Raw genomic sequence first — 10,003 nt, 5'->3', positions numbered from 1 at the left:
TTGTTACGTTTCAAATCGATTAAAGTACATTTCAAGAGATATTAAAATTGAAAGTGATTGTTGTTGTGTTATTTTGTGAGGAGAAAAAAAGCATCAAAGCACAATCTTTTTCTTTCAAACCTCATACTTAATGGAAAATAACCCCGAACCATCTGTGGATTCATTTTTGTTCAATGATAAAAATGAACTGAGTCCATCTTCACTGATTAAGCTGAATCTTTACTTAAACACGACTGACCGCAATCTTAAACCCTATCAAATAGATTATAACATCTTATTGTTGAGTTATCAGGCCTGGAGTGGAAGAAGTTTGGAGGAGTTCTGTGAAAAGCAGACGTTGAGCTATTTCCTGTTCAACCCCCAGAATGATTCGGCTGAGGCCAGGGAAGCAATGTATATGGATATCAGGGAGTTCTTAATGGGGAATTAAGCTTTTAAATTTATCGTTTTTTAATTCCAATTTATTTTTATTTTTGCATTCCATTTTCGGGATGTGGCCCCACGGCTGCACTCGGGATACCTGCCGGCAGGCAGGAACTCCGTCAGGTGCCCAGACTGCTTTTGCGGGAGGCGGATTTGAAAGTTGGGTTTTGAATATTGGAATTTAAAAAACTGAGTAGAGATGCCAGCGCACCAGCTGGCCCCTCGTTGCCAAAGGTCTACTAGACCTTTTGCTATCACTCGGTCCGGGATGTGGCGCAGTCTGGTAGCGTACACGCATGGGGTGCGTGTGGTCGCTGGTTCGAATCCAGTCATCCCGACGAACCTAGAAATAGGTCACAACAAAACACTGTTAATCGTATGATTATCAGTGTTTTTTGTTTTTATCCATTTTTTTGATGCCAAACAAAACCATCTAAAACCAATAAAAGGCGTGCAATGTTTCACTGGAATTGCGCTAACTTTATAGAGCTTTGAGGCATGATTTGACTTTCGTCCTTGCAAATTATCGTTGAACCAAAGTCATTGAAAATGAAAGTAAAAAGTACTTTCGCCATTATTTTCTTCACCAGAAAATCAAGGAGCAATTCCAAACAACTTTTCATCTATGTGCGTATTACCGTAGTGGCAAACGTGCTGAAATCAGTTTAAAAAGTGTATAAATTCCACGCAATGGGATTCCACTAAGAACAAGGGCAGGGGAAGTTCATCCAAAATCAGGGTTCTGAACGCTTATCAGGACGAAGTCCATAACAAACTACTAAGAAGTCATAAGGAGTTGTTAGGGGAAGATAAGATCATAACCTCGGAAGCCATAAAATCCCGTTATCTGGGAGAGTGAAGACTTACCCAAAAAACGCCATCATCCATGTTAAATGGGAAATTGTCCATGGTTTAGAATATCTAAGACATGTAATTTAATTGTAAACTAAAATTACATAAAATGTAAGTAATTATCTACAAAAACAAATTCTTATAACCTCTACAATTATGGATGCAAATATGAATCTTGGATATCAAGTATTATTTGATCGTTTTCACGAAGTGTTTGGTTCTCAAATAACCTATGATGACGACGAATGGAAAGAAGTTCTTAAAGCCATGTATTTATCTGACGATTGGTTATCAAAATGGATTGATATTGGTAAGAAGTCAGAGCTTTCCCCAAAATCAAATTGCGAGTACCAAAAACGAAGAACTGAATATGTTCATCATTTGTTGAAACAATATAACTTAGGTAAATTTTCCCAAAAAGCTACTGATCTTGGTTTATTATACTGTTTCTATACTTATCCCCATGGTATTAAACCTCAAGATGCCAGTAATCAGAAACGTATTAGCGTGTTTTCAAAAGCACACACATATTTGGTGTTGGCAACAGCGTCGATATGGCTCCTTGATATGTTATTTGATGATGTGCGTGAATTGTACGTTAATGGGAAATCAATTCTTGGAATTGTGAATCAAGTTTTAAATCATTTTGATGGAATTAAAGATAAAAATGTAAACGAAATTAGAACACCTCCAGATGTTTCCAATATTACGGAAAACAAACAAATCCAAAAATTATTTTATGAATTTTGTATTCTATTTGATCTTTGTTATGTAGAAGGATATAAGGTGCTTACATCCGAAACCCTTAAAATTGTATTTGATGAATATCGACGACAAATCGTATACTTCCATAATGAAATAGAAAATTATACACATTCAAATGATTCACCTATTCTTGAGGAATATATGAATACTCGAGTTCTTTCATCAGGATTTCAATGGGTTATTGTAAATCATATGCATATTCTTGCTCAAGAACGTAGTATTAATAACCAATCACAGATAACTGATTTTCTAAAATCAGAGATGACAAAATCTTCAGTGCGGTTTGCAGCAGAATATTGTTGTTTAATAAATGATATATTTTCTATTCTTAGCGATTCAAAACATGAAGTTGCTAATCCAGTCATATTTCTCAGTAAGCAAGAATATCCAGATAAGTCTAAGGCAGAACAATTGTATGCCGGAATTAATATGTCTATTGCTATTGCACAAGCTTCTTTCTCGAAACTTATAAATTTGCTACAGAATATATCTATCTCTTCGGAATTGGATAAAAAAATATATGATCTCTATATTGAAGTTCTATTCTTTGTATGCTTTAGCTCTACAACATTTCATATTCTTTCTCCTCGCTATAATTTGGAGCTTTGTAAGAAATACTTGATAAAAGAATAACAGTGTGTTATAAAAAGGCAGATAATCCTGTCATCCCGACTTTAATATTTTATTACTATTTAAAAACATTGATAATCAGGATATTATCAAGGTTTTATTTTTTGTTTGGGAAATACAAATGAGTTCATTAGAATCTAAATTGGGCAGTCTAAACGATGAAAACAGAGACGCTTTTTTAAAAGCCTATCGCGTTCTCGGGTAGCGAAAATCGGGATCTTAAAATCTGGTTTTATTTGCCCAAATTCCAGTTCTATCAGAAGTTTGGCATAAAATGTTATTTCTACCCAGAACTTTTTCCTTAAAATAGTTACCTACCATTGGTGAAAGCTCCGAGTAAATTAAGTACACTAACTCATTAAATCCATAGCCTCTAGGGCGAAGGCGGCACTAAGTTCCCTACTTCCAAAATAGGTATTGGATCTTGGCGCGATAAAAAGACCATACATTGGCCAGTCCCCATCTTCCAATTGATGGTCCAGCAATTTTATAAAATCTATCCTGTTGACAATTCCCAACTTCTTCATTGCGATACAAATCTGTGTTAAACCGAAATACCTCGGAATGGAAATATCTTACGTAATCATGGGCGATTTTCCATGGGACAGGTCAATTTAGGGTCGTATTATCGCTTTCGATGTACGGCAAATTTTGCAAGTTGCTCTAAAATGATTACACTTTCCTTTTCAAATTCCTTTAAACAGGATATGGCGGCTTCGGACAGCCTATCAGCTTCAATCTGTGCATTTTGAACAGAGCCAAAAAGGGATGGGTAAGTCAACTTGTTTTTATCTGCATGCTCACCCACCGGCTTGCCCAATGTTTCGGCACTCGAGGTTTTGCTTAGGATATCGTCCTTCGCTTGAAAGGCCAGACCTAAATAATTACCGTATGCCAATAATTTATCGGTTTGTTGTTCGGATAATTTACTGGAAATACACCCACCTAAAATGGCCATCTGGATGAGGGCGCTTGTTTTACCGGAATGTATGAATTGTAAGTTCTGCAAAGAGTACATTTTGTTATCCCATGATCCAGAATTCAAATCTGCACATTGGCCTTTGTGCAGCCGATCATTTAATTTTCTAAAAAGGGATATGTTCCCACAATACCGATGAAACGGGTACAACCCCTCTTCAAAGAGTCTTGAGGCCGCTAGGATTGCAGTATTACTTCCGTATTTGATATGACAGGAAGGCTCGTTTCTTCGAATGTTTCCATCATCTTGGATATCATCAATGATGAGGGTATACGTATGGATAAATTCGACTGCTTTGGCAAATTCGTTGGCTTGTCTTTCATTCCCATTGAATCCTTCGGAAATTGCATATACTATGGCAGGTCTGACCCTTTTTCCACCGTCCCCCAGATTCAACATGTAATACACTGCTTCATTGGTGGATTCAAGGCTATTGCTGTCGGGAAATCGGATGTTTTTAAATAGCGCATCCACTTTGGCCTTGGACCGGGCCAGGGTATCTACAAGTTGTTCCATTTTTATAGGTTAAGTTGCTACAGGTTGTATAGAACTTTTCAGGGGCATGAAATCGTTCTACAGTTTAAATTTAGTAGTAAACAAAAGTCAATTTTCACAAACTTTGTTAAACATAGGTTAAACTATGTGGCTTAAAAAATAGCAGGTTGGTGGCTCTTGAAGAAAGGCCAACACATATGTAAGTGGACTATAGTTTTTCCAGTTTGGCAAAACCAACGGTCTTTCTGTATATATCGGGAGAAACGCCCACTTTCTTTTTAAAAAAACGGCTAAAATAAAATTCATCGTCATAGCCCAAAGAAGCAGCTATCTGTTTTATGGGCTTTGAGGTCAAATAAAGTTCGCGTTTGGCCGCTATAACAATTCTATTGGTAATCAAGGCAGTAGGGGTCTGGTTCAAGAATTTTTTTACGATTCCGGCCAAAGTTTTGGAACTTATACAAAGCATGTCGGCATATTCCTGTGGCGAGTGCATTGTAGTGTAATTATTGTTTATGGCGTCCGTAAAATTTTGCAAAATCTCTGATTGCCTGTTGGTATAATTCAATATCGTATCCTTATCAAATTGCCTTTTTTGCCTAACGGCACCGATGAGAAAAATTTTCAAAAAAGCGACCAAAACCTCATGTTGGGCAATGGAGTTTCGATCCATTTCATTGGACATTAGACCGATAAGGTCAAAAAACAGGGTTTCTTCAACCAGTTTGAAAAAAGGCAGGGCATGAAAGTTTCCAAAAAGAATACCTTCCGTTTCAATTTCATTTTGATGCCTATACGTACAAAAAAAGTCTGGGTGGAAATTCAATAAAAACCCTGAGCACTCTTCTTGTGAGGTCATCATAAAAGGCTGATAGGGGGATAGACATATCATATGGTTTTCTTCGAGACGGTATTCCGAGAAATCCACCGATAGTTCCACACGATTACCACATAATAGAATAATGGAGTAGTAATTTTTTCGTTGCAGCCGATCAAACTGGTTCAGCGTATCGAACTGCTCAAGCCTAAAGGCCAATCCACCATTTTGCTTATCAATAATTTGGGACATAAGTATGTTTGGAAAGGAGCGAATGAATCGCTCCTTTCCTATTGTTCAGGGCTGTTTAATAGCTAAAATATCTATTTTTTGTATGTCCGATGTCTTAAAGTTTTCTAAATTAACAGTTGCCTTTTCCATAAGGGCTTGGGCCACTTTGCCGTTTAGGTGGGCGTCCCTCCCGATGTTTCCTGCAAAAGTATCGAATATGGCATACGTGGTGTCATCCAATTTAAGGGCATACCAGGACAATGTTCCAGGTTCATCCGCCACCAATTGCCTTCCGCTATCAAGAAAGTTCTCCACAGCTTTGGATTTTCCCGCTTTGGCCTTCATAATGACCAATAGGCCTTTGTTATGAATACCTTGTTTATGGTTTGAGGCGACCACATGTATTGGTCGTATATCCTTTTTGGCATCAAATCTTTCCAATAGGTCATGGGCATTTGCAAGCAGTGCTTTGGCAACTGGACCCGTTAAATGGGCCTGTCTACCTTCCTCAACTTCAAAGGTGTCATATATTCCGAAAGTTCTTTCATCTATTTGAAATGCGAACCAAGATACTGTTTGGGGCTCTTGGTCCACCAATGTGCGACCGCCCAATAAAAAGTCTTTGACTTCTTCCTCCTTGCCCGGTTTCGCTTTCATGGTCACCAATAACCCGAGGGTTTCCTTTTGTGTGTTCTTCATATTTTTTATTTTTTAGTTACGGTGCAAATTTTGGGCAGATCAAAAGACCTTGGAATGGATATTCGGGCCAATGGCATGGATAGTTTTCCAAGGTCGATAGGTTTATGCCATGATTCCAAAAGACCCAACAAGCACTTATTTGGTTGAAGTCGTTTCAACAACGTCCCTGTTCCTTCGTTTTCCGTCCCACTTTTTATTGGTTTCAACACTTTTTGTTTAAAACACATGTACGAATTACCTTTCTTAGATGCAGGATTAGCTTTAATAAATGGATTGGGCTACAGTACAAATACACTTTTAAATCAGAATATTTGGTTCATGAATGCAGACAATAAAAATACCAAGGGGAATTTGCAGAGAGCGATAGTTTTTTACCTGATTCTTTTGGCGGTTACAGCTTATTTTTTAATAAAACTGGGCGTAAGGATTTTTGAAGATATGTAATACGCGGGTATTGCCTTTTTAGGTTTTCCAAATTCAAATATACGGCCGGTGCAGCAGCGCCTTGACAGCGCAGCAAGAACCCCTGAGCTTGACTGTTGGTAGAACATATGGTGAAGAAAAAGTTGATAGTAGTAAGTCTTTTGGGCCGTACCCTCTCTTGGGTTAGCATTAATAGTGTTCATCGATTATAATTCCTAAGGGCAGGGTGGCGTCCCATAAAAAAGGCTGCATCACAATTAAAGATTTAAATGGCAAAAATTAAAAGAAGTAGTTATCCAATTTTTATGGGTATATCTCGGACCAAGGAAAGTGACTTTAATATCCAAAGGTCATTCTATGTTTTTGAACACAAAAAAATGCGTCACCGTTTTTTCAATAAACCAATAAATTTTAAAAATGCCCAAAAATTACTTGGATGAAAATGTGCTTAGCGCCGCTTTAAACCGGATGCAAGACATATTTGATATTTTCCCAAAGGTGTATTTGGCCTTTAGTGGGGGTAAGGACAGTACGGTCATGTTGCATTTGGCCCTACAGGTGGCGGAATTGGAGAACAGGTTGCCACTCGATGTATTGTTCGTTGATCTGGAGGGGCAATACGATACCACGATAAGGCACATTGAGGAGGTTGCGCTCCATACGGAAAAAATAAACCTACACTGGATTTGCCTTCCCCTGAACCTCCGAAATTCGGTCAGTGTGTTCCAGCCCCATTGGCGCTGCTGGGACCCTCAAGAATCCGAGAGATGGATCCGCCCCATGCCAAAGCACCCACAGGTGATATCCGATATTGGGTATTACCCCTTTTTCCACTATGGAATGGAGTTCGAGGATTTTGTGTACCAGTGGGGCAATTGGTTTTCCGATGGTGAGTTGTGCTCCTGCATGTTGGGCATTCGATCCGATGAAAGTCTGAACAGGTTCTTTTCGGTTACCGCCAACGGTTGGGGCGGGGAAAACTGGATGAGCAAAGCTTCGGAAGATTTGGTGTTTTCCTATCCCATTTATGATTGGCGTACCGAGGACATATGGCGGTATGTGGGCAAGCAAAAAATAAGGTACAATAAACTGTACGATTATTTTTATCTATGCGGAATCTCCATTCATAAAATGCGTATCTGTCAACCCTATGGGGAGGATCAACGCCAAAGCTTGGCTTATTTTCACGAAATCGAACCCGAAACCTGGAGCAAGGTGGTGGCCCGGGTCCATGGGGTCAATTTTGGGGCCGTTTACAGCAAGACCGCCGTTCTTGGTAGGATCAAGGTAGTCTTGCCAGATGGACTCACATGGAAAAAATATACGTACATCCTATTGCGTTCCATGCCGGAAATTACGAGGCTTCATTATACCAGTAAAATAGAGACCTTTCTCAAGTGGTGGGAGAACAACGGCTTTCCTTCCGACCTCATCCCGGACCAGGGCAACTTAAAGCTGGAAAATGCAGGGAAACTCCCCTCCTGGAGAAGGATATGCAAATGTATCATCAAAAACGATTGGTGGTGTCGCAGCCTTGGCTTTACCAGAACCAAGAAGACTTATGAAACCTTATACGTCAAGGAAAAGACCGCATCATGAAGAAAAGTATAAAACAGGATATCCTGGATGTTTTGAAGGAAACCAGTGGTATTCCCGAAGAAAAGAAAACGGAACTCGCAAATAGTATTATAAAAGTATTTGGACAATATAAAGAACCGGTTTCCGAAGTACTATGGGTGCCCATAAATACCCTTTTGCCCAATTCGTATAATCCCAATAAAATGGCCGCTCCGGAAAAGCGGTTGTTGCTCCGTTCCCTGATCGATCACGGAATCACCATGCCCCTGCTGGTCTGTGCCGAAAAGGAACAGCGTTACACCCTGATAGATGGTTATCATCGCTGGAGACTTATCAAAAAGAACAAGGAATTACTGAAAAGATTGGGCCGTAAAGTCCCGGTAGTCGTATTGGACCTGCCCAACAGTGATTGTATAGTGGCCACTATTAGGCACAATAGGGCCCGGGGACGGCATCAAATCGGGGAAATAAGCGAGGTGGTAAAGATTTTGTCCACAAACGGATGGCCTCCCGCGAAAATAATGGATGCGTTGGGAATGGACGCAGATGAAGTGTTGCGCTTAAAGCAGTTCAAAGGGCTTGGGGAGATGTTCAAAGATGGCGATTATTCGTCATCGTGGAACTGATGGTATCAACACAAGGATTGGGTATATGATGCCCTGATGTGGTTTTATTCTGAAGCTGTACCCATACCGTGATTACCCTTTCCCTTTTTTTATATGGTTATAGCGGTAACGCACCGATTGTTCAATTTATCTTCCATAATAGTAGATATTATGCCGCCATTCCAATTTTCATATGCCGAATCTTCTTTTTCCACAACGGCCGAAGGCATTTTTAGTCGCTTTATGGTTCGGGTGGCCATTTTATGAAGATTCAACAAATTTTCACAAGTCATTTAAGGACCCCATTTTGGATCGGTCCCCAATAATGAGGCTTTAGTCCCCAATTCAACCGACTTCGACACATTTTTATGGCTGCGCATGGAATAGGTTCAATCTTCGTCCGTGAAATAAAAACCTAACTTAAAAATGCCCTTGCGATTTACATCCATGGCCTTCATATTGAGTTTTGTTATTTGCGCCCAGGCCCAAATAGCTACGACCGCCAAAAGACCGTTCGTTGACTTGTCGGCTTACAGCGTGAGTCTATCGGATGATGTTATGACCTTGGCCATAGGAAACCACCAGGGCGATAATGACGGTATAAAATCAGGTTGCGTAGGCGTATACAAAAATAGCTCCGGCATTTGGAGCCAAATAGGGGAGGTTATCCATGGGGAAGCAGTAAGGGATTGGTCGGGCTATAGTGTGGGCCTGTCCGGTGATGGCACCACGGTGGCTGTTGGAGCCAGGCGCAACCATGGGCGTAACGGCATAAATTCGGGGCATGTACGGGTGTATAAAAATAATGCCGGTGTTTGGGAGCAAATAGGTGGGGATATCGATGGTGAAGCACAGGGAGATGGCTCGGGCTATAGTGTGGACCTATCCGGTGATGGTACCACGGTGGCTATTGGAGCTGTGCTCAACAGTGGCAATGGCAAATCTTCAGGGCATGTACGTGTGTACAAAAACGATTCGGGAAAATGGATTCAGATAGGTGCGGATATCAATGGTAAAGCGGCAAAAGATTATTTCGGAGCAAGCGTGAGTTTATCCGGTAACGGCAAAACTTTGGCAATAGGGGCACATCAGGGAGGGGCATCATCGGGCTATGTAAGTGTCTATAAAAATGTATCGGGACGTTGGGTGCAAATAGGGAAGGATATTGTTGGGGAACCGACGGGAAATTTCGCAGGTTGGAGTATAAGCCTGTCCAATAACGGTAATTCTGTGGCCATAGCAGCATATAACAATGATAAAGGGAAAAGATACCCGTATGTCCGAACCTATCAAAATAGGGCCAACACATGGATACGGCTGGGCGCGGATATCGATGGCAGGACAATGGGGGCCGATTTATCAGGGTTCAACCATATGAGTTTGGGCAATGATGGTACCCTTACCCTTATGGGGGCCTTTGCGAAAAGAGGCATGAATGTACCGACCATAAACTACCTGCGCATGTATCGATTTAAAAAGAACTCCAATAAATGGACCCAGATATAA

Annotated in this window: 10 protein-coding genes, 1 tRNA gene and 1 pseudogene; 7 read left to right on the top strand and 5 right to left on the bottom strand. The window is 40.4% G+C overall.

Going from position 1 to position 10,003, the window contains the following annotated elements; all coding sequences use genetic code 11:
* The first annotated feature begins 130 nt into the window (after nt 1-130).
* The 3 genes from L0P88_RS01610 to L0P88_RS01600 all read left to right on the top strand — a co-directional run bounded on the left by L0P88_RS01610 (nt 131) and on the right by L0P88_RS01600 (nt 2,673).
* Entirely contained in the window at nt 131-430 is a 300-nt protein-coding gene (locus tag L0P88_RS01610) for a hypothetical protein (protein WP_247132899.1), read from the top strand.
* Between the two features lie 257 nt (nt 431-687).
* Nucleotides 688-761, top strand: a tRNA-Pro gene (locus tag L0P88_RS01605).
* Nucleotides 762-1,431: 670 nt separating this feature from the next.
* Nucleotides 1,432-2,673, top strand: a complete 1,242-nt coding sequence (locus tag L0P88_RS01600) for a terpene synthase family protein (RefSeq protein ID WP_247132898.1) — start codon at nt 1,432-1,434, stop codon at nt 2,671-2,673.
* Between the two features lie 347 nt (nt 2,674-3,020).
* On the opposite strand, the gene L0P88_RS01595 is transcribed toward L0P88_RS01600, so the two are convergent.
* The 4 genes and pseudogenes from L0P88_RS01595 to L0P88_RS24105 all read right to left on the bottom strand — a co-directional run.
* A complete protein-coding gene (locus tag L0P88_RS01595) occupies nt 3,021-3,197 on the bottom strand; it encodes a hypothetical protein (RefSeq protein WP_247132897.1) in 177 nt (58 codons plus the stop codon).
* A 98-nt stretch (nt 3,198-3,295) separates the two neighbouring features.
* A complete protein-coding gene (locus tag L0P88_RS01590) occupies nt 3,296-4,165 on the bottom strand; it encodes a polyprenyl synthetase family protein (RefSeq protein ID WP_247132896.1) in 870 nt (289 codons plus the stop codon).
* 187 nt (nt 4,166-4,352) lie between these two features.
* Nucleotides 4,353-5,213 (bottom strand): helix-turn-helix domain-containing protein, encoded by an 861-nt coding sequence (locus L0P88_RS01585; RefSeq protein WP_247132895.1) that lies wholly within the window; start codon nt 5,211-5,213, stop codon nt 4,353-4,355.
* A 366-nt stretch (nt 5,214-5,579) separates the two neighbouring features.
* Nucleotides 5,580-5,891 (bottom strand): annotated as a pseudogene (locus tag L0P88_RS24105) (putative quinol monooxygenase); the annotation flags it as partial.
* Between the two features lie 225 nt (nt 5,892-6,116).
* On the opposite strand from L0P88_RS24105, the gene L0P88_RS01575 reads away from it, so the two are divergent.
* The 3 genes from L0P88_RS01575 (at nt 6,117) to L0P88_RS01565 (ending at nt 8,518) form a co-directional block, all read left to right on the top strand.
* Nucleotides 6,117-6,335 carry a hypothetical protein gene (locus L0P88_RS01575; RefSeq protein ID WP_247132893.1) on the top strand — a complete coding sequence of 73 codons (219 nt, stop codon included), beginning with the start codon at nt 6,117-6,119 and terminating at the stop codon, nt 6,333-6,335.
* A 396-nt stretch (nt 6,336-6,731) separates the two neighbouring features.
* Nucleotides 6,732-7,913 carry a DUF3440 domain-containing protein gene (locus L0P88_RS01570; RefSeq protein WP_247132892.1) on the top strand — a complete coding sequence of 394 codons (1,182 nt, stop codon included), beginning with the start codon at nt 6,732-6,734 and terminating at the stop codon, nt 7,911-7,913.
* Nucleotides 7,910-8,518 carry an IbrB-like domain-containing protein gene (locus L0P88_RS01565; RefSeq protein ID WP_247132891.1) on the top strand — a complete coding sequence of 203 codons (609 nt, stop codon included), beginning with the start codon at nt 7,910-7,912 and terminating at the stop codon, nt 8,516-8,518. The genes L0P88_RS01570 and L0P88_RS01565 overlap by 4 nt, the downstream gene beginning before the upstream one ends.
* Before the next feature lie 89 nt (nt 8,519-8,607).
* On the opposite strand, the gene L0P88_RS01560 is transcribed toward L0P88_RS01565, so the two are convergent.
* Nucleotides 8,608-8,790, bottom strand: coding sequence for a hypothetical protein (locus tag L0P88_RS01560; protein ID WP_247132890.1), 183 nt, complete (start codon nt 8,788-8,790; stop codon nt 8,608-8,610).
* A 133-nt stretch (nt 8,791-8,923) separates the two neighbouring features.
* Between L0P88_RS01560 and L0P88_RS01555 the strand changes: the two genes are divergently transcribed.
* A complete protein-coding gene (locus L0P88_RS01555) occupies nt 8,924-10,003 on the top strand; it encodes an FG-GAP repeat protein (protein WP_247132889.1) in 1,080 nt (359 codons plus the stop codon).

Source organism: Muricauda sp. SCSIO 64092 (genome assembly GCF_023016285.1).
Taxonomy (GTDB): domain Bacteria; phylum Bacteroidota; class Bacteroidia; order Flavobacteriales; family Flavobacteriaceae; genus Croceivirga.
Note: the sequence above shows the minus strand (reverse complement) of the source record. Positions and strands in the feature narration are given on the sequence as shown.

Bases quoted from the DNA above. Each gene is read 5' to 3' on its own strand.
- L0P88_RS01565 (WP_247132891.1), top strand. From the start codon at position 7,910: ATGAAGAAAAGTATAAAACAGGATATCCTGGATGTTTTGAAGGAAACC.
- L0P88_RS01610 (WP_247132899.1), top strand. From the start codon at position 131: ATGGAAAATAACCCCGAACCATCTGTGGATTCATTTTTGTTCAATGAT.
- L0P88_RS01590 (WP_247132896.1), bottom strand. From the start codon at position 4,165: ATGGAACAACTTGTAGATACCCTGGCCCGGTCCAAGGCCAAAGTGGAT.
- L0P88_RS01575 (WP_247132893.1), top strand. From the start codon at position 6,117: ATGTACGAATTACCTTTCTTAGATGCAGGATTAGCTTTAATAAATGGA.
- L0P88_RS01600 (WP_247132898.1), top strand. From the start codon at position 1,432: ATGGATGCAAATATGAATCTTGGATATCAAGTATTATTTGATCGTTTT.
- L0P88_RS01595 (WP_247132897.1), bottom strand. From the start codon at position 3,197: ATGAAGAAGTTGGGAATTGTCAACAGGATAGATTTTATAAAATTGCTG.
- L0P88_RS01555 (WP_247132889.1), top strand. From the start codon at position 8,924: ATGCCCTTGCGATTTACATCCATGGCCTTCATATTGAGTTTTGTTATT.
- L0P88_RS01585 (WP_247132895.1), bottom strand. From the start codon at position 5,213: ATGTCCCAAATTATTGATAAGCAAAATGGTGGATTGGCCTTTAGGCTT.
- L0P88_RS01560 (WP_247132890.1), bottom strand. From the start codon at position 8,790: ATGACTTGTGAAAATTTGTTGAATCTTCATAAAATGGCCACCCGAACC.
- L0P88_RS01570 (WP_247132892.1), top strand. From the start codon at position 6,732: ATGCCCAAAAATTACTTGGATGAAAATGTGCTTAGCGCCGCTTTAAAC.